This is a genomic window from Streptomyces sp. 1-11 (assembly GCF_007176755.1).
Lineage (GTDB): Bacteria > Actinomycetota > Actinomycetes > Streptomycetales > Streptomycetaceae > Streptomyces.
The window spans coordinates 138439-159712 of record NZ_BJTV01000010.1; the positions used below are offsets into that span (position 1 = coordinate 138439).

The following is a 21274-nucleotide window of genomic DNA, read 5'->3' on the forward strand; positions in this document are numbered from 1 at the left end:
GCCGGCATGTCGTCTCCCACAGACCACGTGACCCACGGGAAGCCGGGTAAACACTCGCGTCCCGGGGCGCCACCGGCAGGGGTGGCCGGTGTCGGCCGGCCGGAGCAGTCACGGGGCGCGGGCGCCGGCCCGGCGCCCGCGCGCGCCTTCCCTGCGGCCCGGACCGGCCGAGTACCGGCGCTCCGTCGGCTCAGGTACGGACGAGGGGGGTGTCGACCAGGTGCTCCGCCAGGAACCACGCCTGGAGTTCGCCGGTCCGGATCACCTGCGAGACCAGCAGGTCCTCGGTGCCGTCGTCGCCCATCTCACCGGCGCGCGAGGCCGCGTCGTGCGCCTCGGTCAGGATGGTCTCGTGGGCCTCGAGCAACCGCGACAGCATGGCCGGCACCTCCTCCACGCCGTCCGGCGGACGCGGGACCGAGGTGATCTCGGCGACGTGCCGGGGGTCCCCCACCGCGACGCCGCCCAGGGTCTGCACCCGTTCCGCGAGGGCGTCGACGATCTCGAGCTGCTCACCGGCGTGCTTGTCCAGCACCAGGTGGAGCTGGTAGAAGGTCGCCCCGCGCATCAGCCAGTGGTGCTTCTTGTACAGGCCGTACAGGATCTGGGTGTCGGCCAGGACCTTGTTGAGCCGCTGGCAGGAGTACATCCGCGTCTCGTAGGACAGCGCGAGGGGGAACTGCTTGACCGTCCCGAACTCCTGGATGATCTCGCCCTTCTGGTGGAGCCAGGGCTGGCTGCTCGCATGCTGGGAGCTGGTGGTCATGATCCGCCTCCTGCGGTCCGGGGTGGGTGTACCGGAGTGACGCTAGGCGCCCGTGCCGCCGGCCCGTTGTCCAGGAGCGCATGCCGTGGTGCTCGTCAGCGCACTGACCGGGGCGTTCGCGCCCGGTGTTCGTTCTCGGGCAAGCCCCCGTGCGCCCGTGGGCACGCCCCGGTGCGCCGCCCCTCCTAGCGTCTCGCGCACGGCGTGGGCCGAGACGCGTGGAGAGGCATGAAGGTGAGCGAACGGGCCGATGTGGTCGTCCTGGGGCCGGGGCGGGGCGGCGAGCACGCTGCGGGCGCCCTGGCGGAGGCCGGGCCGCAGGCGGTGGGCGCCGGGGCGGAGACGGCCGACGGCGAGTGCCCGTCCCGGGGAGGCGTGCCCGGCAGGATGACGGTCCGGGCCGGCCGCGCGGTGCTGACCGGGGCGACCTCGGCGGGATGGGCGGGGGGCGAGGTGCTGTGCGGGCTGAACGTCACCTCGGCGGGGCCGGCGGGAGGCGAGGTGCTGTACCGCCTGAACGTCACCGTGCACGCGGAAGTGCCCGTCGAGCGGCTCCGGCGGACGATCCGCGCCTGCCCCGCCTTCCACCGGACGGTGGGGGCCGCTCCGGGAGCCCTGCGCTGAGCCCGGCCCTGCCCGCACCGCTGCGGGCCGGAGCACGGCGCGGGTCGCCGCGGCCCGGAGCACGGCGCGGGCGACCGGGCGGCGGCATGCCGGGCCGGGACCCCGGTGAACCGCACCGGTCCGCGACGTCGCTGGAACTCCTCTTCGACCTGTGCTTCGTCATCGCGGTGGCGCAGGCGTCCACCGGTCTGGCCGCGGCGGTGACCCACGGGCACTACCTGGCCGGATCGCTGCGCTTCGCGCTGGTGTTCTTCACCGTCTGGTGGGCGTGGATGAACTTCACCTGGTTCGCCTCCGCCTACGACCCCGACGACGTCCCGTACCGGCTGACGGTGCTGGTCCAGCTCACGGGGTCCCTGATCCTGGCCGCCGGCGTGCCGCGGGCGTTCAAGGAGGGCGATCTGCGCGTCGTCACGCTGGGCTACGTCGTGCTGCGCACCGCCCTGGCGGCGCAGTGGCTGCGTGCCGCGCGGTCGGATCCGGCCAGGCGGCGCACCGCCCTCCGCTTCGCCACCGGAGTGACGGTCTGCCAGGCCGGCTGGGTCGGCGTGCCGGCGCTGCCGTCCGCGGCGCGACTCCCGGCGATCATCGCCCTGATCGTGGCGGAGGTGTCGGTGCCGGTGTGGGCGCAGTCCGCCGGGATGACGCCGTGGCATCCGCACCACATCGGCGAACGGTACGAATCGTTCACGCTCATCGTGCTCGGTGAGACCGTCTCGGCCGCCGGCATCGCGGTCCGCGACGCCTTCGACCGGCACCACGGCGCCGGCGCCCTGTACGCCCTCGCGGCGGGCGGCCTGCTCATGGTCTTCTCCATGTGGTGGCTGTACTTCGACCGGCCCGCGCACACCCTTCTCGCCACCACGCACCAGGCCCATCGCAGGAGGTTCCCCTGGGCCTACGGCCACTACCTCGTCTTCGCCTCGGCGGCCGCCGAGGGGGCCGGTCTGGCGGCCTACGCCGAGCTGGTCACGGAGCACCCCGGTGTCCCGCCGGCGGCGGCGGGCGCCGCGGTCACCCTGCCGCTGACGGTCTACCTGGCCACCGTGTGGGCCGTACACGTCAGGCCGCACCAACGGAGCCGGGGCGAACGGCTGGCGTTCCCCGCCGTCGCGACGGCCGCCCTGGCGGCGGCCCTCTCGCCGGCCCCGGCCCTGGTCGCCGGAGTGCTGGCGGCGGCCCTGGTCGTCGTGGTCGCCCTGGCCGGCCGGGACGAGCGGCCACCGGAGTAGGCGGAGACACCACTGCGCGGACGAAAACACGCTCGTCCGCGCAGCGGGTACCGCCCCGGTCGGGTCCGCTCCGGCGGACAGGCCCCGGGGCCGGGCCTCAGGCCCCGTGCAGGGCGGTGCGCAGGGTGGTGACGGCCATCGTGATGGCGGCCTCCGCGGCGTGGGTGCCGCGCAGCGCGTTGAGCATCACAAAGTCGTGGATGACGCCCTGGAAGCGGACGGCGGTGACCGGGACGCCGGCCTCGCGGAGCTTGTTCGCGTACGCCTCGCCCTCGTCGCGGAGCACGTCGGCCTCGCCGGTGATGACCAGGGCCGGCGGCAGACCCGCGAGCTGCTCGGTGGTGGCGCGCAGCGGGGACGCGGTGATCCGGGCGCGCTCGCTCTCGTCGGTGGTGTACTGGTCCCAGAACCACTGCATGCCGTCGCGGCGCAGGAAGTAGCCGGTGGCGAACTGGTGGTACGAGGCGGTGTCGAAGTTCGCGTCGGTGACCGGGTAGAACAGCACCTGCTGGACCAGCGGGACGTCGCCGCGCTCCTTGGCCATCAGGGTCAGCGCGGCGGTCATGTTGCCGCCGACGGAGTCACCGGCCACGGCCAGCCGTGACCCGTCGAGCCCCTTGGCCGCGCCCTCCTCCACGACCCACCGGGCGACGGCGTAGTTCTGCTCGATGGCGACCGGGTAGCGGGCCTCGGGCGACAGGTCGTACTCGGGGAAGACGACCGCGGCGTTCGCGCCGACGGCGAGTTCGCGCACCAGGCGGTCGTGGGTGTGGGCGTTGCCGAAGACCCAGCCGGCGCCGTGGATGTAGACGATCACCGGCAGGGTGCCCCCGGCGCCCGCGGGCTTGACGATCCGGGCGCGGACGGTGCCCGTCGGACCACCCTGGACGGTGATCCACTCCTCGTCGACCGCGGGCTTGTCGATGTCGCCGGACTGCACCTCGTCGACCGCCTTGCGGCCCTCCGCCGGCGGCAGGTCGAAGAGGTAGGGCGGGTTGGCGGTAGCCTCCGCGAAGGCGGCGGCCTCGGGCTCCAGCACCGGCTTGACCGGCTCGACGGCGTCGGACATGTGGATCTCCTGGGATGCTCATGGGATGCCGGTACTTCCGGCGGTACGGCCGGGTCACGCCGAGGGCGTGCCGGTCCGCTGATCGCCACGCTAGGGCCGCCGGGCGGGCGGCGATTGCCCACGGGCGCACCGCCGCTGTTCCCCGAGCGCACTGCCGGCGCCCGGCCGCCCTCCCACCCGGCGCCGGGGGCCCGCGAGCACCGGTGCACCGTGAGGCAAGCCCCGGTGCGCGGGCGGAACACCGGGGGGTCCTGGCCCCGGAAATGGTGAGGGCGAATTCGCTCTCGGTCGACTCGGTCAGCCGGGCGTTCCCGCACCGCCGGACCGCCCCCGTCCGCCGGCGGCCGGCGACGACTCGGGTCGAAATCGCTTCCCGGAGGGGTTTTTCAGGAGATGTCAACCATGCCCGTCGGCGGGCTCGTTCCGCACGCCACCGACGACGCCGCGGACCTCGTGGTCCGCAACGCGAAGATCCACACCGGGGATCCCGGCCGCCCGCACGCGCAGGCGCTCGCCGTCCGTGACGGCGCCATCACCGTCGTCGGCGACGACAAGGACGTGGCTCCCCGTGTCGGCCCCGGCACGAAGGTGGTCGACGCCCTCGGGCGACGGGTGGTCCCCGGCCTCAACGACGCCCATCTGCACGTGATCCGCGGCGGCCTCAACTACGTGCTGGAACTGCGCTGGGACGGTGTGCGCAGCCTGCGCCAGGGCCTGGCCATGCTGCGGGAACAGGCCGCCCGCACCCCGAAGGGCCAGTGGGTGCGGGTGGTCGGCGGCTGGTCGGCCGAGCAGTTCGCCGAACGCCGGCTGCCGACGGTCGCCGAGCTGAACGCCGCCGCCCCCGACACCCCCGTGTTCGTCCTGCACCTGTACCAGTCGGCCGTGCTCAACCGGGCGGCGCTCAGGGCCGCGGGCTTCACCAGGGACACGCCCGACCCCAGGGGCGGCCAGATCGTGCGGGGCCGGGACGGGGAACCGACCGGCATGCTGCTGGCCGCGCCCAGCGCCCTCATCCTCTACTCCACCCTGGCCAAGGCGCCGGTGCTGGAGGGCGAGGACCAAAAGTCCTCCACGCGCCACTTCCTGCGCGAACTGAACAGATTCGGGCTGACCTCGGCGATCGACGCCGCCGGCGGGTTCCAGAACTTCCCCGGCAACTACGCCACCGTCATCGAACTGGCCAAGGCCGGGCAGCTCTCGATGCGCATCGCGTATCACCTGTTCCCGCAGACGGCCGGTCAGGAGCTCGACGATCTCGCCCGCTGGATCGAGACGGCCCGCCCCGAGGACGGGGACGCGTGGCTGCGGCTGAACGGCGCCGGCGAGAACCTCACCTGGGCCGCCGCCGACTTCGAGAACTTCAGCCAGCCGCGTCCGGAACTCGCCCCGGACTACGAGGCGGAGTTCGAGAAGGCGGTGCGCCTGCTCATGGAGAACGGGTGGGGGTTCCGGCTGCACGCCACGTACGACGAGACCATCCGCCGTGACCTGGCGGTGTTCGAGAAACTCGCCGCGGAGGGGCTCTTCCCGGCGGGCAACCGCTGGCTGTTCGACCACGCGGAGACGGTCTCCGCGGACAGCCTCGACCGTGTCGCCGCGCTGGGCGGCGCCATGTCCGTGCAGAACCGGCTGTCCTTCCAGGGCGAGGCGTTCCTGCGGCGCTACGGTCCCGGTGCCGCGGCGGACGCCCCGCCGATCCGGGCCATGCTGGACCGCGGGCTGACCGTGGCGGCCGGCACCGACGCCACCCGGGTCTCCACGTACAACCCCTGGGTCGCCCTGCACTGGCTCGTCAGCGGCCGCACCGTCGGCGATCTGGCGCTGCGGCCGCCCGCGAACCGCGTGGACCGGCAGACGGCGCTGGCGATGTTCACGCGCGCCGGCGCCGCGCTGACCGGCGAGTCCGACGTCAAGGGCGTGCTGCGGCCGGGCTGTTACGCGGACCTCGCGGTGCTGTCCGACGACTACTTCACCGTGCCGGAGCCGCGGATCGCGGACATCGAGTCGCTGCTGACGGTGACCGGCGGCCGGATCGTCTACGCCGCCGCGGAGTACGAGGGGCTCGACGAGGAACTGCCGCCCGTCGGTCCCGCCTGGAGCCCGGTCGCGCACTTCGGCGGCTACCAGGCCCGTCCGCCGGCGCCCCTGCCCGGCGCCCGCCAGGCGGAGGCGCTCGGCGAAGCCGTCGCCGAGTCCGAGCTGCACCGCGAGTGGCGTGTCGCGCGCGGCCTCGCGCCGGAGACGGCGAGCACGCCCTTCGACCCCTGTTTCGTGCTCTGAACGCGGCCGGGGCGCGCGGCCGTTGAGCCGCGCCATCCGGACGCCACCCCCATGGCCCCGTCCGCCGGACGGTCCTTCCCACGGCACGGACAGCGGTCCGCGCCACCTTCTTACCGAGAAAGGCTCACTGTCATGACCGACATCACCGAGGTCACCGCGGCTCCCAGCCCCGACCTGCTCACCCCGGACAACTGCGCGGTGCTGTTCGTGGACCACCAGCCGCAGATGTTCTTCGGCACCGGCAGCGGCGACCGCACCGCGGTCATCAACTCCACGGTGGGCCTGGCCAAGGCGGCCAGGGCCTTCGACGTGCCGGTCGTGCTGAGCACCGTGGCCGCCGAGTCCTTCTCCGGCCCGCTCATGCCCCAGCTGGCCGACGTCTTCCCGGACCAGAAGATCGTCGACCGCACCACGATGAACGCCTGGGAGGACCCCGCCTTCGTCGACGCGGTGAAGGCGACCGGCCGGCGGAAGCTCGTCATCGCGGGCCTGTGGACCGAGGTCTGCGTCGTCCTTCCGGCGCTCTCCGCCATCGCCCAGGGCTACGAGGTCTACGTGGTCACCGACGCGTCCGGCGGTGTCAGCCCGCAGGCGCACGAGCACGCGGTCCAGCGCATGGTGCAGGCCGGCGCGATCCCGGTGACCTGGGTGCAGGTGCTCCTCGAGCTCCAGCGCGACTGGGCCCGCGCCGAGACCTACGGGGCGGTCATGGACGTGGTGAAGGAGCACGCCGGGGCCTACGGCCTCGGTGTCGTCTACGCCCAGGCCGTCATCGGCGCCCACGCCGCCGGCTGAGCCCCGCGGCGGACCGGAACGTCAGGAACGGACAGGAACACGATGGACGCTGGACTGTTGGTCCTCCGGCTGGTGGTGGGCTCGCTCATCGCCGGTCACGGAGTGCAGAAGGTGAGCTTCCGGCTCGGAGGCGGCGGATTGGCGGGCGGGACCGAGGAGTTCCGCCGCGACGGCTTCCGCGGCGGCCGGCTGACCGCGGTCGTCGCGGGGGCCAGTCAGATCGGTTCCGGTCTGTTCCTGGCGGCGGGTCTGCTCACGCCCCTGGCGGCGATGGCCGCGATGGGCGTGATGACCGTCGCCGGCACCGTGAAGCGGCCCAAGGGGCTGTGGGTTCAGAACGACGGCTACGAGTACCCACTCGTCCTCGTCGCCGTCTCCGCCGCGCTGGCCCTCACCGGGCCGGGGCGGTGGTCGGCGGACCGGGCGCTGGGCGTCCTGCCCTGGCCGCTGTGGCTCGCGGTCGCCGCGATCGTGATCGGGCCGGCGAGCGCGCTGCTCACCCGTGTGGTGCTGCGCCGTCCGGCCACCTCGACGGAAGGAGCGCGGTATGCGCGCACTGCTGACTGACGCGGCCCGCACCCTGGTGCCGCGCGGCGAGGAGCGGCACGGCCCGCTGCCGCCCCTGATGCTGGCCCTGACGGTGGCCACCGGCCTGGTCGACGCCGTGAGCTATCTGGCGCTCGGGCACGTCTTCGTCGCCAACATGACCGGCAACGTGGTCTTCCTGGGGTTCGCCCTGGCCGGCGCCGACGGCCTGTCCGTGACGGCGTCCGTCGTCTCGCTGGCCTCGTTCCTGCTCGGCGCGATCGCCGGGGGCGGGCTCGGCACGCGGTTCGCCCAGCACCGCGGGCACCTGCTGCGCGCGGCGACGGCCGTGCAGACGCTGCTGGTCACGGTCGCCGTGGTGGCCGCCGCCCTGTCCGACGGGCGCGTCACCACCGATGTCAGGTACACCCTGATCGTGTTCCTGGGGATCGCGATGGGCCTGCAGAACGCGGTCGCCCGGCGTCTGGGCGTCCCGGACCTCACCACCACCGTGCTGACCCTGACCCTGACGGGCCTGGCCGCGGACTCCCCGGCCGCCGGGGGCGAGGCGCCGCGGCCCGGCCGCCGGATCCTGTCCGTGCTCGCCATGTTCCTCGGCGCCCTGGCCGGAGGCCTGCTGGTGCTGCACGGGCACCTCGTCCTCACCCTGGCGCTGACGCTGGTCCTGCTCGCGGCCACCTCCGTGATCACCCATCGCCTGTCGTCCGCCGCCGCCACCTGGATCCGGCCCCGCCCTTGACACCGCGACCCGCCGCCGACCACGGTCGAGTCCGCAGGGCCGGCACGCCGGCTCACTTGACGGCTCCGCTCGTGGCGCCGGCGGCGACGTGGCGCTGGGCGACCACGAGCAGCACGGCCGCCGGCACGGATGCCAGGACGGCGGTGGCCATGATGGCGTTCCAGTGGTTCGTGTGGGCGCCGATGTACTGGTAGAGGCCCAGGGTGATCGGGCGCACCTGCTCCGTGGTGGTCAGCGTGAGCGCGAAGAGGAGGTCGCTCCACGCGAAGAGGAAGGTGAAGAGGGCGGCGGTGATCAGTGAGTTGGTGCTCAGCGGCAGCACCACGCGGCGGAAGACGCGCAGTTCGCCGGCGCCGTCCACGCGCGCCGCCTCGATGATCTCCCGGGGGATGCCGCGCATGGAGGAACGCAGGAGGATGACGGCGAAGGGAACCCCGGCGGTGGAGTCGGCGAGGACCAGGCCGAGGTGGGAGTTCAGCAGTCCCAGGTCGTTGTAGGCGCCGTAGAGCGCGTCGGCCACGACGATGCCCGGCACCATCTGGCTGAGCAGGACGCCGAAGAGCACGAGGTCGGTTGCCCGGCCGGGGAACCGGGCGAGCACGTAGGCCGCCGGCGCGGCGAGCGCGAGACTGAGCACGACGCTGCCCAGGGCCACGAGGAGGCTGGTGACGAGGTTGCCTCCCTGGTCCCGCAGCGCCGTGGCGTAGCCGCCGAAGTCAGGATGGCGGGGGACCCACCCGGTCGGGAGGGTGCCGCCCGCCGGCTGGAGGGAGGCGTTCACCGTCCAGTAGACGGGGAACAGCATCAGCGCGAGCACGAGGACCGCGACGGCCGTGGACAGCCGGCCGCGGCGGGGCGCCTTCTTCACGACCACCGCCTACCGGCCCTCGCGGGCGCGCCGGCCGGCGCGCAGGTGGACGACGGCGAGGCCGAGCGAGACGACGATGAGCACGTTGCTCAGCGCGGCTCCGCGCCCGAACTCGAACTGCTGGAAGGACAGCCGGTAGGCCACGGTGGCGAGGGTCTGCGTGGCGTCGGCCGGTCCTCCGCCCGTCACCACGAGGATGATGTCGAGCGTCTTGAGCGTGTACATCACGCCCAGCAGGAGCACGACGCCGGCCGCGGGGCGCAGCAGCGGCCAGGTGATGTGGCGGAACGAGGCCACCGGGCCGGCGCCGTCCAGCTTCGCCGCCTCGTACAGGTGCGCCGGTATGTCCTGCAGAGCGCCGTACAGGATCGTGGTGTTGAACGGGATGCCCACCCAGATGTTGATGAGGACCACCGAGACGAGCGCCTGGGTCGTGCCGGTGAGCCAGGGGATGCCGGACGTCAGGCCGAGGTGGCGCAGCGTCCCGTTGACGACTCCCGTGTCCGTGTCCAGCATCCACCTCCATGTCGTTCCGGAGACGACCAGGGGCAGCAGCCACGGCAGGAGCAGCAGTGCCCGCAGCACGCCGCCGAGCGGGAAACGGCGCCGGAAGAACAGGGCGAGGGCCAGGCCCGGCACGAACTGCCCGGCGACGGAGCCGGCGGTGAACAGGAGGGTCGTCAGCAGGGCCTTGGTGAACGGTTCGGAGGACAGCACCTGCGTGTAGTTCTCCAGCCCCACGAACGGCGCCGCGCCGGTGAAGAACGTCGTGGTGGTGTACTGCCGGAAGCTCATCGCGGTGTTCTCGACGACCGGGTAGCCGAAGAACAGCAGCAGGTACGCCACGGCGGGCCCGAGGAACATCCACCGGGCGGCCGGTGCCCCGAGTCGTGCCCGGGCCGGGCCCCGGTCGCCGTCAGGGGCTGGTGGCCGTCCGCTGCGCACGCTCGAGCGCCTCCTCTGGTGTCTGTTCGCCCGTCAGCGCGGACTGGATCGCGGTGTAGACGGCGGCCGCGGCCTTGGGCCAGTCGACGCCCAGCTCGCCCGTGCGTGCCCGGGCGCCCTCGACGCTCTTCGCGAAGACGGCCATCGACGGGACCCGCCGGGCGTACCGGGATGCCACCGGCAGGCGGGAGGGCACCGTGAAGTTCTGCTCTGCGAGGGCGAGCGTGTGCGCGGGGTCGTTCAGGCAGGCGAGGACCCGGGCGGCCTTCTCCTGCCGCGCCGTCGACGCGCTCCGCGGGACGGTCCACACCTCGCCGCCGAGCGGTGTGACGAGGGACTGCCCCGCCCGGCGGACCGGGAGGGGGGCCACTCCCCAGTGCAGGTTCTCGTCCTTGTTCAGGGCGGAGATCCGCCAGGGGCCGTTGATCATCATGGCCGCCCGGCCGGCGGCGAACTGGTCGTGGACGTCGGCCTGGTTCCAGTTCAGGACCGACTTCGACATGGACCCGCTTCGGAGCAGGTCGGCCCACAGCCGGAGTGCCTGTGCGGCCTGCGGGCTGTCCAGGTGCTTCTCGTCGCCGCCGTTGGACCACAGGAAGGGCAGGAACTGCCAGGTGCCCTCGAAGGTGGCGTTCGCGTCGAGCGCCAGGCCGTAGCGCCCCGGGCGGGTCAGCCGGGCCGCCGCCGACTCCAGCTCGTCCCAGGTCCGGGGCACGGCGACACCGGCCTCGGACAGCATGTCCTTGTTGTAGAACAGGGCGGTGGTGGCGACGGTGGGCGCGAGTCCGTACAGCTTCCCGTCGTAGGTGCCCGCCGAGAGGATGCCCTCGGTGAAGCCGGTGGAGTCGACGCCGAACCGGTCCAGGGGGGTCAGCGCGCCGGTCCGGGCGATCTGCTGCAAGTCGGGGTTGTCCAGCATCAGCAGGTCGGGCAGGGTCCGCGACGAGGCCCGCTGGAGCACCTTGGGTATCAGCGACGGCCCCGGAACGCTCGTGTGCTCGACGGTCACGCCGGCGGCCCGGCCGCACTCGTCGAGCCGCTCGGTCCACTGGGCGTGTTCCGTGGCGTCCGTGTAGTAGTCGAGCGCGGTGATGGAGGTGACCTCGCCGGTGCCGGATCCGTTGCCGCCACCGCAACCGGTGGCGGCCATGAGCAGCGCGAGGGATCCGAGGAGTGCCGTGATCCGCCGCACCGCCGGCCTGGCCGGTGGGGACATGGTGGTGCCTTTCCCGAGTGACATCAGTGGCCGGAGGTCGGTCTCGGGAGTACCGGCGAAGTCCGTGGGGGCCGTCCCGTAGCGACGTGATCAGCCTAAACATACGGGGAAGGCCCCGGACGACCGGGTCGGCGGACGGGAGCCGCCGGTACCGTTCCCCGCCGGTGAAGGCCCGGCATCGGTCCGGGGAGTACGGGCGTGCTCACCGCGGAGTACGGGCGTGCTCAGCGGGAACGGGCGGCCGTGCTCACCGGCGACGGGCGGGCGCGCTCACGGGGTCGGTCGTGGCCCGGTGCCGGGCTCCGTGCCGTGTGCGGCGGCTTCCCGGATCATCGCCGCCACGGCGCCGGGCTGTGACAGCACGACGGCGTGCGAACCGTCCAGCACGTGTTCGGTGGCGGCCATGCGCTGTGCCATGAAGCGCTGGGCGGCCGGGTTGAGCATCCGGTCGGCGGTCGCGATGGCGTACCAGGAGGGCTTGGCGGCCCAGGCCGGCGGACCCGACCGTCCGGTCAGCGCGCTCCGGGCGATCGGGCGCTGCGCCACGGACAGCACGCTCGTGACGTGGGACGGCAGGTCGGCGCCGTACAGCTCGGGGAACCGTTCCGTACGGATGTACAGCTCCTCCTCCGGGCCGGCGGCGCCCGGGGCCGGTACGGGCGCGGTGACCACCGCCCGGCTCGCCGGCATGGGGGCGAAGCGGCCCGTGATGTCCAGGACGCACTCCCCGGTGTCGGGGCCGAACGCCGCGACGTAGCACAGCGCCACGATGTTGTCGGCGCCGGTCGCGGCGTGGGTGATGACCGCTCCGCCGTAGCCGTGGCCGACCAGCACGACGGGGGCGCCGAGCCGGCGCACCACGCTCTCGATGTACGCGGCGTCCTGCGCCAGGCCGCGCAGCGGGTTCGCCGGGGCGCGCACCGTCGATCCGGCGGCGTGCAGGTGACCGATCACGCCCGTCCAGGTGGAGGCGTCGGCGAACGCCCCGTGCACGAGCACGACGGTCGGCGGTTCGGGGGTGGGTCCCACGTCGGTGGCCTCCATGCGTTGGCCCTCCAACGAAGCACGTCCCGGCCTCGCGCGCCTCGCGTGAACGTACCAACTGTCCCGCTCAGTGGTCGCGCAGGGCCATGACCAGGTTGGCGAGCTGCACCCGGGAGTTCACCGACAGCTTGCGGAAGGCGGAGGTCAGGTGGGTGTTGACCGTGTGCGGCGAGACGACGAGCAGGTCGGCGGCGGACCGGTTGGTGTGGCCCTCGGCGATGAGGCGCGCCACCTTCCGCTCCGAGGCCGTGAGCGCGTCCCATCCCTGGACGGGACGCTCCCCTGCCGCCGGCCTGCGGCCGGCCGCACCCGCGCCCGCGCCCTCCAGATCGCGGCGTACGCGGGCCGCCGCCGCGTGGGCGCCCGACCGGGCGAAGGCGTCGTGCGCACGGGTCAGGGCGGTGACGGCCTCGGCCTTCCGGCCCGCGGCCAGCAGCGCCCGCCCGACATCGGCGCCGGCGGTGGCCCGGACCAGCGGGCGCGGGCTCGACTCGAGCAGTGCCACCGAGCGTTCCAGCAGGGCGAGGTCGCCGGTGACGAGTCCGGCGGCATGCGCCGCGATGCCGGTGGCGGTGGCCACGCCGGGGTTGCGGCCGGCGTGGTCCCCGGCCTGGGCGGCCAGGTTCTCGGCGAGTGGGCGGTCGGCGCCGCGCAGCGCCATGCGGATCGCGGAGCCGACCCAGGTGCGCAGCAGCCGCCAGCGCATGAAGTCACCCTGCTGCTGGACCTGCCGGATCCTGTCGACGGCGAGTGCGGCGTCCCCGTCGGCCTCGGCGTGGACGGCTTCCAGGAAGCGCACCGCGGCGGTGTTGCCCGGGTTCGGCTTGGCCGCCAGTCTCTCCCGGGCCGCGGCCAGATGCAGCCGGGCCGCCTCCCGGTCGCCGCGCAGCAGGGCGATCCGGGAGCGGATCACCCGGGCGTTGAGCTGCTGCACGGGCACCTGCACGTCGTCCTCGAGGCGCTCCATGGTCACGAAGTCGGCCTCGGCGTCGTCGAGTCTGCCGAGCCCCAGGTGGCGCTGGCCCTGAGCCCACATCAGCATGGCCTGCCGGGGCGCCCCGTCCTGGTCCGCCGCCCGCAGGAGCAGCCGTTCCGCCGCCTCGAAGCCGTCCAGGTGCGTGTGGGCGACGATCTCCTCGGGGAGGAAGGCGGGGTCGACGGCGCTGAGCGCGGTGAAGCGCTCCAGGGCGCCGGTGGTCTCACCCGCGTTGAGCGCGATCTCGCCGAGCCCGAACAGGGCCAGTACGTGCGCCTCCCGGTCACCGGTCCCGACGGCGGCCCGCAGCGCTTCCTCGCCCGCCGCGCGCGCCGCGGCGAGGTCCCGGCCGCGGGACAGGGCCAGCGCGCGCAGGGCGGCCAGCCGGGCCCCGACCTCCGGGGCGGCGCCGCCGACCGCGAGCGCCGCTTCGGTACGGCGGAGCAGTTCGTCCGCCACGTCCAGGTTCCACAGCGCCCCGCCGAGGGCGGCCTGCAGCCGGCCGAACGCCTCCAGGGGCGGCCGCCCGGCGAGCAGCAGGTCGCCGGTCAGCAGCGCCTCCCGGTTCCGGCCGGCCCGGGTGAGGCAGACGATCGTCTGCTCGCCCACGTCGAACCGCAGTGGCTTCGCGGACGGCGTCAGGTCCAGGGCGCGCGTCATCAGGTCGGCCGCGAGTCCCGGCGTGACCGGCAGTACGTCGTCGGCGGCTCGCCGCAGGAGCGCCACCGCTTCCTCGTCCCCGGGGACGGCGCCCTCGAGGAGGTGCGAGACCGCGTCGATCGGCTGGTGGCCGGTGGCGACGAGGCGGGCGGCGGCCTCACGGTGCAGTGCCTTGCGGGCCGACGGCGGGATGCCGACGTAGACCGCCTGGCGCAGCAGGTCGTGCCGGAAGACCAGGTGGTCGCCCTCGTCGTCCAGGAGCCCGGCGCCCACCGCCTCCTCCAGGGCCCCGATCAGCGTGGCGGGCGACCGGCCGCAGAGCGCGGCGGCGTCGTGGAAGCCGAACCGGCGGCCCAGCACCGCTCCCATCTGCAGGAAGCGCAGGGTGTCCGGATCCAGAGAGCTGAGCCGGCCGCGCACCCCCACCACGAGTCCTGGTGGCACGGGCTCGCCGGAGGGCCGGGCGGTGCGCAGTCCCGTGAGCATCTCGACCGCCAGGAACGGGTTGCCGCCGGCTCCGTCGAGCAGGTGCCGTACCCGCTCGTCGGCGTACGTCCCGAGCGTGTCGCGGGCCAGCTGGGCGATGGCCGTCTCGGACAGGGGGCCCAGTTCCACGGTGACCCGCGGGAGCGAGCCGTTCGCGGCCGCGGCGATCTCCTCCGCCGGGCCGGCGGGGCCCTGTCGCGCGGTGAGCATCCACAGGACGGGGGAGGTCCGCAGACGTGCGGGCAGCTGGTTCAGGGCGAACCGGCTGAGCGGGTCGGCCCACTGCACGTCGTCCAGCGCGATCAGCACCGGCACGTCCGCGGCCCTCGCCTCTATCGCCTCCGCCAGCCGCTCCACCAGCCAGATGCGCTGGTCGTGGTGGCGGGTGAGGTCGGCGAAGACGTCGGGGGACAGCAGCGGCCGGTCGCCGTGCAGGACGCAGGCGGTCAGCGACGAGAGCGGCACCAGGTGGTGCAGCTCGTCGGCCTTGCCCAGCCCGACGGAGAAGCCGGCGGCCGTGGCCCTCGCGACGGCCTCGGTGAGGAGCGTGGTCTTGCCGATGCCCGGTTCGCCGCGGATCAGGGCCAGCGCGCCGCCTCCGGTGCGGGGCACCGAGGCGATCAGCGCCTCAAGCTCCTCCAGCTCGGCCTCCCGGCCGCGCAGACCGCTTCGGGCCAGCGGCTCGCCTGCGCCCGCCACCCCCACGCCCCTCCTGTGTCCGCGTCCGCCGGCCGAAGCCGTGCCCGGCCCGTGCCGGACGGCGGCTCTGCCAACTATCGCAAGAAACGGCGGCTCAGCGCACACCGGTCACCTGGGACGCGTGACGCCGGCCACACTGCCGTCCGCGGCCCGGTGCCGAGGGCGGCGTACAGGCGTCACGGGAAGGGCCGGCCCCCGCGCTCCTCAGGCGGCGGTGTCCCCGGCCTCGTCGGCGCGGTGGACGGGGAGCCGGGAGACCGGCAGGCGGGGAGGCCGGGGCAGCGACGCCGTCGACGCGGCGGCCGGCGCGTCCGGCGCCGCGCCCGGCGCCGGAGGTGTGAGGGGCGCTCGCGCCGCGGAGTCCCGCCACTCGGCGGGGGACATGCCGTAGGCGGCCCGGAACACCCGGCTGAAGTGGGCGGCGCTGGTGAAACCCCAGGTGCGGGCCACCGCGGCGATGGTGCGGTCCGCCGTGTCCCGGCGGCCCAGCTCCCGTCGGCACTCCTGCAGCCGACGGCGCTGGATCCACCGGCCGACCGTGACATCCTCGGCCTGGAAGAGCCGGTGCAGGTAACGGACGGAGATCTGGTGGGCCCTCGCTATGACCTCCGGTGTCAGGTCGGGGTCGGCGAGGTGGCGGTCGATGAACACCTGGATCCGCGGCAGCAGCGCCCGGGCCGTGCCCGGCGTGTCGTCCGCCTCCTGGTGGAGCCGCTCCGCGACCAGGACGGTGAGCAGGTCGACGAGGTGGCGGGCCAGCGCCTCGCCTATGGCCGGCGGGTACGTCGCCGCGGTGTCCACGAGCTGGTTCAGCAGGGGTGACAGAACCTGGCCCAGCGGTGTCTCGGGGCGGACGGGCGCCGCCGTGAGCCGTCGCAGGCCGGGTTCCTCAAGGCCCAGCAGCCGCCGCGGCAGGACGAGGGACTTCGTCCGGAACGGCTGCGGGAACTCCCACTGCATCGGGTGTCCCATGTCGCTGAAGACGATCTCACCGGGAAGCAGCGGGACCTCGCGGCCGTCCTGCCCGACCCGGGCGGCGCCGCTCACCAGGAGCGTGACGACCAGGGGCTCGTCCTGTCCCTGGGTGATCAGCCGCTCGGTCCGCCGGGCCCGCAGCGGACCGCCGTCCATCTCGGCGACCCGCAGATGGCCCAGCCGCACCGTGCGGACGACGTCCGAACAGGCCTCCTCCGGTGCGGCGACCTCGACCGCGGCGAACGTCCGGGACAGGGCTTCGCGCCAGTACGTCCGTCGTGGGTGGACGGGCGCCGGAACCGTGGTGCGGAGGGTGTCCGAGGACCGCCTCCCGGGTTCCGCTGCCCTGATGTCCGGCGACATGATCTCCGCCTTTCAGCCGGTGTGCACTGCGCACACCGTGCCAACGGGCGTGCGGGGAGCACATCGCATGAACGCGCGAGATCGGGGGGCGGACCGGGAGCGGGCCGGCGGAGAGGACGCGGCTACGGCCGGTGGGCGTCGCGCCATTCGCTCGGGGACATCCCGTAGGCGGCCCGGAACACCCGGCTGAAGTGGGCGGCGCTGGTGAACCCCCACCGGTGTGCCACCGCGGCGATGGCGAGGCCCGGGGCGTCCCTGCGGGCCAGCTCCCGCCGGCACTCCTCCAGGCGGCGGCTCTGGATCCAGCGGCTGACCGTGGTCCGCTCGGCCTCGAAGATTTTATGCAGGTAGCGCACGGAGATGTGGTGCGCGCTGGCGATGCCCTCGGGCGTCAGGCCGGGATCGGCGAGGTGCCGCCCGATGAACGTCTGGATCCGCAGGCGCATCGCGGTCTCGCCGCTCGGGGTCTGCGCGGAGGACCTGCCCAGTCGCTCGTCGGCGAGGACGGCCAGCAGGTCCACCACGTTGCGGGCGAGCAGTTCGCCGGTGTGCGGCCGGTACGACTCCAGGGTGTCGGCGAGCCGGGACAGCAGGACCGACAGCAGCCCGCCGACCGCCGTCTCGGAGCCGAGGGGCGAGGCGGTGAGCTGCCGCAGGTCCGACTCCGCGACGCCGAGGACCTGCTTCGGCAGCACGAGCGACCTCGTCTCGAACCGGTCGGGAAAACGCAGCCGGACCGGACGGGCCATGTCGTACATGAAGACCTCCCCCGGCCGCATGGCCACGTCGCGGCCGTCCTGCTCGAGCCGGGCCGCACCCCTGCTGAGCAGTTTCACCACCACGTGATCGTTGTTGTCGCCCTGTCCGACGAGCCGAGGCGTGCGCACGGCCTCCTGGAGATCGCCCTCGACCACGTTGATCCGGAACCGGCCCAGCGGCGCCGTGCGGATCGTTCCGCACCACACCTCCTCCGGGACCGACATGTCCACGGCGCCGAAGGTCCGGGACAGGGCGTCGCGCCAGTAGGCCCGCCGCCGCTGACGCGGCACCGTGGCGGTGGCGAGCAGTTCGCCGGCGAAGTCGGGTTCCTCGATCGGAGGTGCGGCTGACGTCATGCGACTACTCTTTCAAACTTTCAAGCACTTCACGAGCCGGTGCCGCCCGGCGGCGGCACCGGCGCACGTCAGTCGAAGCGCAGGTCGGAGAGCTGCCGTTCCAGGGCGGCGACATCGTCGTCCCCGGCCGGCTCCCCCGCCGGACGGGCCGCCACGAGGGCGGCCAGCTCGGCGGCCGCCCGCCGGGTGCGCGCGGGCAGCCCCTCGGTGTACTCGTCGCCGCCCGAACCCCAGTCCTCGGACGCCGCGTACACCGCGGTGGGTACGACGGTGGCGCGCAGGTAGGCGAAGAGCGGGCGCAGGGCGTGCTCCAGCACCAGGGAGTGGCGGGCGGTGCCCCCGGTCGCCGCGACCAGGACCGGTTTCCCGGTGAGGGCGTCCGGGTCGATCAGGTCGAAGAAGGACTTGAACAGCCCGCTGTAGGAGGCGGTGAACACGGGTGTCACGGCGATCAGGCCGTCGGCGCCCGTCACCGCGTCGACGGCGGCGGCCAGTTGGCCCGACGGGAAGCCGGTCACGAAGTTGTTGGCTATGGCGACGGCCAGTTCGCGCAGCTCGACGACGTCGACGCGCACGTCGTGGCCCTGGGCGGCGAGTTCGCCGCGGGCCGCCTCGGCGAGGCGGTCGGCGAGCAGGCGGGTGGAGGACGGGGTGCTCAGACCCGCCGAGACGACGACGAGCCTCATGCGGCGGACACCTCCCGGACGCTGCGCAGGGACTCGTGGGTGGGGGCGTCCGGCACGTCGGCCGGGCGGCCGATGGCGAACTCCTTACGCAGCACGGGCACCACTTCCTCGCCGAGGATGTCGATCTGCTCCAGGACGGTCTTCAGGGGCAGCCCCGCGTGGTCCATCAGGAAGAGCTGGCGCTGGTAGTCGCCGACGGTCTCACGGAAGGACAGCGTCCGTTCGATCACCTGCTGCGGCGAGCCCACCGTCAGCGGAGTCTCCCGCGTGAACTCCTCCAGCGACGGCCCGTGCCCGTAGACGGGCGCGTTGTCGAAGTAGGGACGGAACTCGCGTACGGCGTCCTGGGAGTTCCTGCGCATGAACACCTGCCCGCCGAGGCCGACGATGGCCTCTTCGGGCCGGCCGTGGCCGTGGAAGGCGTAGCGCCGCCGGTAGAGCTGGACCATGCGCCGCGTGTGCTCGGCCGGCCAGAAGATGTTGTTGTGGAAGAAGCCGTCGCCGTAGAAGGCCGCCTGCTCGGCGATCTCCGGGGTCCGGATGGAGCCGTGCCAGACGAACGGCGGCACACCGTCCAGCGGCCGGGGCGTGGAGGTGAAGCCCTGCAGCGGCGTGCGGAACTTCCCCTCCCAGTCCACGACGTCCTCGCGCCACAGCCTGCGCAGCAGCGCGTAGTTCTCCTTGGCCAGGTTGACGCCCTGCCGGATGTCCTGCCCGAACCACGGGTACACCGGGCCGGTGTTGCCGCGCCCCATCATCAGGTCCACGCGCCCGTCGGCCAGGTGCTGGAGCATCGCGTAGTCCTCGGCGATCTTCACCGGGTCGTTGGTGGTGATCAGCGTCGTGGCGGTGGAGAGGACCAGCTTCTCGGTGCGGGCGGCGATGTAGCCGAGCATGGTGGTCGGCGACGACGGCACGAACGGCGGGTTGTGGTGCTCACCGGTCGCGAAGACGTCCAGGCCGGCCTCCTCCGCCTTCAGCGCGATGGCGACCATCGCCTTGATGCGCTCGCTCTCCGACGGGGTACGGCCGTCGGCCGGATCGGGGGTGACGTCCCCCACCGAGAAAATTCCGAATTGCATGGGGCCTCTTGTTCGTTCGGGCGGCTGTGCGGGGGCCGGGCCGGCGGGGGTCACTTCGCCAGGAAGGCGAGGAGGGCCGCGTTGACCTCTTCGGCGTGGGTCCACAGCAGGCCGTGCGGGGCGCCCTCGATCTCCACGTAGTCCGCGGCCGGAAGGGCCTTGCGGAACGGCCGGGCGGTCCCCTCGACGGGCAGGATGCGGTCGCCCGTGCCGTGCAGGATCAGCGCCGGGACGTCGACGGCCGGGATGTCGGCGCGGAAGTCGGTGTACCAGGTCGACGGCGCGGCGGCCGCCGCGAAGAAGCCGCCGGACGCGGCGACGTTCCAGCTGTTGCGCACGGCCTCTTCGCTGATCCTGGTGCCGAGGTTCTCGTCCAGGTTGTAGAAGTCCTTGAAGAAGTCGGTGTAGTACGCGTAGCGGTCCGCCCTGACGGCCGCGACGACGCCGTCGAAGAACTCCTTCGGGGCCACCCCGTCGGGGTTGTCGTCGCTCTTGAGCAGGCAGGGCTCGAGCGAGGCCAGGAAGGCGACCTTGGCGACGCGGCCGGAGCCGTGGTTGGACACGTACCGGGCGACCTCACCGGTGCCCATCGAGAATCCGACGAGGACGGCGTCCCGCAGGTCGAGGGTCTCCATCACGGTGTTCAGGTCGGCCGCGAAGGTGTCGTAGTCGTAGCCGGTGGTGGGCTGGCTGGACCGGCCGAAGCCGCGCCGGTCGTAGGTGATCACGCGGTAGCCGGCCTCGAGCAGCACGGCGCTCTGCCGCTCCCAGGAGTGGCCGTCGAGCGGGAAGCCGTGGATGAGGACGACCGGCTGTCCGGCGCCGTGGTCCTCGTAGTAGAGCTCGACGGCGGTGGAGTTCTCCTGGCCAACGGTGATGTACGGCATGTGTGGCGTCCTTGGTGTCGATGTCGGGAACGCCGTCACGCTAGGCCGCCCGGTGGGCCGGCGGTTGTCGCACGGTGCACCCGTCGTAGCCCGCGAGCGCAGTGATCCCGGGCAGGGGGTGCGGCGCCCGGTGCGCGCGGGACCGCGGCCGCCGGACGTACGGGCGCTTCGGCGGTGACGGGCCCGCGGCCGCCGGACGCACGGGCGCTTCGGCGGTGACCCTACGCCCCGGGCGCCCGCCCGGCGGTGAACGCCCGGCGGGCCACCGTGACGAGCTCCGCGGCCGGGCCCACCAGACGCCGCCCGGTCGGCCAGACCGCGCGCAGGTCGCGCGTGAGGTCGACGCCCGCGACGTCGACGCCGATCAGCCGGCCCTCGGCGATGTCCCCGCGCACGGCCAGCTCGCTCAGCACGGACGGCCCGGTGCCGGCGATCACCGCGCCGCGCACGGCGGCCGTCGAGCCCAGCTCCACCAGGGGCCGGACGCGTTCGCAGCCGGCGAGGTGCAGGGCGCGGTCCAGGGTCTGGCGGGTGCCGGAGCCGCTCTCCCGCAGGACGAGCGGCGCGCGGGACAGCTCCCGCGCCGACAGCGGCTCGTGCCGCCGGGCCCACGGGTGGGCGGGGTCGACCACGACCACGAGCCGGTCCTCGGCCACCTGCCGGGTGGACATCACGCGGGACAGGCGCGGGCCCTCGATGAACCCGATGTCGGCCTCGCCGGACTCGACCAGCTCGGGCACCTGCTCGCTGTTGGTCACCTGCAGTCCGATGTACAGCTCGGGCCGGCGGCCGCGCAGCTCGCTGATCCAGGCCGGCAGCAGGTACTCCGCGATGGTCAGGCTGGCGGCGACGCGCAGCTCGGCCTCCCGCCGGTCGCGCAGCCTGCCGGCCCCGGCGAGAAGCTGGTCCAGCTCGTCCAGGACCCGCCGGGCGTGCCCGGCGACGACCTGTCCGGCGAGGGTCGGCCGGGAGCCGCGGCGGGTCCGGTCGACCAGCACCAGGCCCAGTCCGCGTTCCAGCGTGGACAGCCGGCGGCTCGCGGACGGCTGGGAGATCCGCAGCCGCTCGGCCGCCCGGCCCAGGCTGCCGAGGTCGGCCACCAGGACTAGGAGCCGCAGCGACTCCAGGTCGGGGGTGCGCGGCGGGAGGAGGCCGGCGCGGGGATCCGGAACGGGAGCGTTTGTCACAGCCCCAGCGTATGTACCGGTCATACGTTCT

19 protein-coding genes are annotated in these 21274 nt (G+C 73.7%); 6 read left to right on the forward strand and 13 right to left on the reverse strand.

The features are described from left to right. Positions 1 to 190: 190 nt before the first annotated feature. Positions 191 to 766: a Dps family protein gene (locus tag TNCT1_RS22145; RefSeq protein ID WP_143634873.1), complete on the reverse strand. Its 576-nt coding sequence runs from the start codon at positions 764 to 766 to the stop codon at positions 191 to 193. Positions 767 to 994: 228 nt separating this feature from the next. On the opposite strand from TNCT1_RS22145, the gene TNCT1_RS22150 reads away from it, so the two are divergent. Then, the gene (locus TNCT1_RS22150; protein ID WP_143634875.1) at positions 995 to 1390 is read left to right on the forward strand and encodes a hypothetical protein; all 396 of its coding nucleotides are present in this window, start codon (positions 995 to 997) and stop codon (positions 1388 to 1390) included. Between the two features lie 86 nt (positions 1391 to 1476). Then, positions 1477 to 2622, forward strand: coding sequence for a low temperature requirement protein A (locus TNCT1_RS22155; protein WP_143634877.1), 1146 nt, complete (start codon positions 1477 to 1479; stop codon positions 2620 to 2622). A gap of 97 nt (positions 2623 to 2719) precedes the next feature. On the opposite strand, the gene TNCT1_RS22160 is transcribed toward TNCT1_RS22155, so the two are convergent. Beyond that, complete coding sequence (locus TNCT1_RS22160) at positions 2720 to 3691, reverse strand: alpha/beta hydrolase (RefSeq protein ID WP_143634879.1); 972 nt, start codon at positions 3689 to 3691, stop codon at positions 2720 to 2722. Between the two features lie 393 nt (positions 3692 to 4084). On the opposite strand from TNCT1_RS22160, the gene TNCT1_RS22165 reads away from it, so the two are divergent. From TNCT1_RS22165 to TNCT1_RS22180, 4 genes are all read left to right on the forward strand, one after another. Then, the gene (locus TNCT1_RS22165; protein WP_143634881.1) at positions 4085 to 5974 is read left to right on the forward strand and encodes an amidohydrolase; all 1890 of its coding nucleotides are present in this window, start codon (positions 4085 to 4087) and stop codon (positions 5972 to 5974) included. A gap of 132 nt (positions 5975 to 6106) precedes the next feature. Next, the gene (locus TNCT1_RS22170; RefSeq protein WP_143634883.1) at positions 6107 to 6769 is read left to right on the forward strand and encodes a hydrolase; all 663 of its coding nucleotides are present in this window, start codon (positions 6107 to 6109) and stop codon (positions 6767 to 6769) included. Between the two features lie 42 nt (positions 6770 to 6811). Beyond that, positions 6812 to 7336: a DoxX family protein gene (locus tag TNCT1_RS22175; RefSeq protein WP_143634885.1), complete on the forward strand. Its 525-nt coding sequence runs from the start codon at positions 6812 to 6814 to the stop codon at positions 7334 to 7336. Further along, on the forward strand, positions 7317 to 8054 hold the full coding sequence (locus TNCT1_RS22180; protein WP_143634887.1) for a YoaK family protein: 738 nt from the start codon (positions 7317 to 7319) through the stop codon (positions 8052 to 8054). Before TNCT1_RS22175 ends, TNCT1_RS22180 begins: the two co-directional genes overlap by 20 nt. Positions 8055 to 8106: 52 nt before the next feature. On the opposite strand, the gene TNCT1_RS22185 is transcribed toward TNCT1_RS22180, so the two are convergent. The 11 genes from TNCT1_RS22185 to TNCT1_RS22235 all read right to left on the reverse strand — a co-directional run bounded on the left by TNCT1_RS22185 (position 8107) and on the right by TNCT1_RS22235 (position 21267). Continuing rightward, a complete protein-coding gene (locus TNCT1_RS22185; protein ID WP_143634889.1) occupies positions 8107 to 8922 on the reverse strand; it encodes a carbohydrate ABC transporter permease in 816 nt (271 codons plus the stop codon). 9 nt (positions 8923 to 8931) lie between these two features. Next, on the reverse strand, positions 8932 to 9786 hold the full coding sequence (locus TNCT1_RS22190) for a carbohydrate ABC transporter permease (protein WP_143635117.1): 855 nt from the start codon (positions 9784 to 9786) through the stop codon (positions 8932 to 8934). Between the two features lie 52 nt (positions 9787 to 9838). Then, positions 9839 to 11083, reverse strand: a complete 1245-nt coding sequence (locus TNCT1_RS22195) for an ABC transporter substrate-binding protein (RefSeq protein ID WP_235902817.1) — start codon at positions 11081 to 11083, stop codon at positions 9839 to 9841. A 270-nt stretch (positions 11084 to 11353) separates the two neighbouring features. Continuing rightward, positions 11354 to 12127 carry an alpha/beta fold hydrolase gene (locus tag TNCT1_RS22200; protein ID WP_235902819.1) on the reverse strand — a complete coding sequence of 258 codons (774 nt, stop codon included), beginning with the start codon at positions 12125 to 12127 and terminating at the stop codon, positions 11354 to 11356. Between the two features lie 67 nt (positions 12128 to 12194). Beyond that, a complete protein-coding gene (locus TNCT1_RS22205; protein WP_143634891.1) occupies positions 12195 to 14948 on the reverse strand; it encodes a helix-turn-helix transcriptional regulator in 2754 nt (917 codons plus the stop codon). Positions 14949 to 15152: 204 nt separating this feature from the next. Continuing rightward, positions 15153 to 16286: a helix-turn-helix domain-containing protein gene (locus TNCT1_RS22210; protein WP_143634893.1), complete on the reverse strand. Its 1134-nt coding sequence runs from the start codon at positions 16284 to 16286 to the stop codon at positions 15153 to 15155. Between the two features lie 122 nt (positions 16287 to 16408). After that, positions 16409 to 17401 (reverse strand): helix-turn-helix domain-containing protein, encoded by a 993-nt coding sequence (locus tag TNCT1_RS22215; RefSeq protein WP_143634896.1) that lies wholly within the window; start codon positions 17399 to 17401, stop codon positions 16409 to 16411. Positions 17402 to 17469: 68 nt separating this feature from the next. Next, positions 17470 to 18087 carry an FMN reductase gene (locus TNCT1_RS22220; RefSeq protein ID WP_143634898.1) on the reverse strand — a complete coding sequence of 206 codons (618 nt, stop codon included), beginning with the start codon at positions 18085 to 18087 and terminating at the stop codon, positions 17470 to 17472. After that, on the reverse strand, positions 18084 to 19169 hold the full coding sequence (locus TNCT1_RS22225) for an LLM class flavin-dependent oxidoreductase (protein ID WP_143634900.1): 1086 nt from the start codon (positions 19167 to 19169) through the stop codon (positions 18084 to 18086). Before TNCT1_RS22225 ends, TNCT1_RS22220 begins: the two co-directional genes overlap by 4 nt. Positions 19170 to 19219: 50 nt before the next feature. Beyond that, positions 19220 to 20056: an alpha/beta fold hydrolase gene (locus TNCT1_RS22230; RefSeq protein WP_143634902.1), complete on the reverse strand. Its 837-nt coding sequence runs from the start codon at positions 20054 to 20056 to the stop codon at positions 19220 to 19222. Between the two features lie 221 nt (positions 20057 to 20277). Beyond that, on the reverse strand, positions 20278 to 21267 hold the full coding sequence (locus tag TNCT1_RS22235) for a LysR substrate-binding domain-containing protein (protein WP_373920496.1): 990 nt from the start codon (positions 21265 to 21267) through the stop codon (positions 20278 to 20280). Positions 21268 to 21274 lie beyond the last annotated feature (7 nt).

Bases quoted from the DNA above. Each gene is read 5' to 3' on its own strand.
- TNCT1_RS22145 (WP_143634873.1), bottom strand. From the start codon at position 766: ATGACCACCAGCTCCCAGCATGCGAGCAGCCAGCCCTGGCTCCACCAG.
- TNCT1_RS22150 (WP_143634875.1), top strand. From the start codon at position 995: ATGAAGGTGAGCGAACGGGCCGATGTGGTCGTCCTGGGGCCGGGGCGG.
- TNCT1_RS22155 (WP_143634877.1), top strand. From the start codon at position 1,477: ATGCCGGGCCGGGACCCCGGTGAACCGCACCGGTCCGCGACGTCGCTG.
- TNCT1_RS22160 (WP_143634879.1), bottom strand. From the start codon at position 3,691: ATGTCCGACGCCGTCGAGCCGGTCAAGCCGGTGCTGGAGCCCGAGGCC.
- TNCT1_RS22165 (WP_143634881.1), top strand. From the start codon at position 4,085: ATGTCAACCATGCCCGTCGGCGGGCTCGTTCCGCACGCCACCGACGAC.
- TNCT1_RS22170 (WP_143634883.1), top strand. From the start codon at position 6,107: ATGACCGACATCACCGAGGTCACCGCGGCTCCCAGCCCCGACCTGCTC.
- TNCT1_RS22175 (WP_143634885.1), top strand. From the start codon at position 6,812: ATGGACGCTGGACTGTTGGTCCTCCGGCTGGTGGTGGGCTCGCTCATC.
- TNCT1_RS22180 (WP_143634887.1), top strand. From the start codon at position 7,317: ATGCGCGCACTGCTGACTGACGCGGCCCGCACCCTGGTGCCGCGCGGC.
- TNCT1_RS22190 (WP_143635117.1), bottom strand. From the start codon at position 9,786: ATGTTCCTCGGGCCCGCCGTGGCGTACCTGCTGCTGTTCTTCGGCTAC.
- TNCT1_RS22195 (WP_235902817.1), bottom strand. From the start codon at position 11,083: ATGTCCCCACCGGCCAGGCCGGCGGTGCGGCGGATCACGGCACTCCTC.
- TNCT1_RS22200 (WP_235902819.1), bottom strand. From the start codon at position 12,127: ATGGAGGCCACCGACGTGGGACCCACCCCCGAACCGCCGACCGTCGTG.
- TNCT1_RS22210 (WP_143634893.1), bottom strand. From the start codon at position 16,286: ATGTCGCCGGACATCAGGGCAGCGGAACCCGGGAGGCGGTCCTCGGAC.
- TNCT1_RS22215 (WP_143634896.1), bottom strand. From the start codon at position 17,401: ATGACGTCAGCCGCACCTCCGATCGAGGAACCCGACTTCGCCGGCGAA.
- TNCT1_RS22220 (WP_143634898.1), bottom strand. From the start codon at position 18,087: ATGAGGCTCGTCGTCGTCTCGGCGGGTCTGAGCACCCCGTCCTCCACC.
- TNCT1_RS22225 (WP_143634900.1), bottom strand. From the start codon at position 19,169: ATGCAATTCGGAATTTTCTCGGTGGGGGACGTCACCCCCGATCCGGCC.
- TNCT1_RS22230 (WP_143634902.1), bottom strand. From the start codon at position 20,056: ATGCCGTACATCACCGTTGGCCAGGAGAACTCCACCGCCGTCGAGCTC.
- TNCT1_RS22235 (WP_373920496.1), bottom strand. From the start codon at position 21,267: ATGACCGGTACATACGCTGGGGCTGTGACAAACGCTCCCGTTCCGGAT.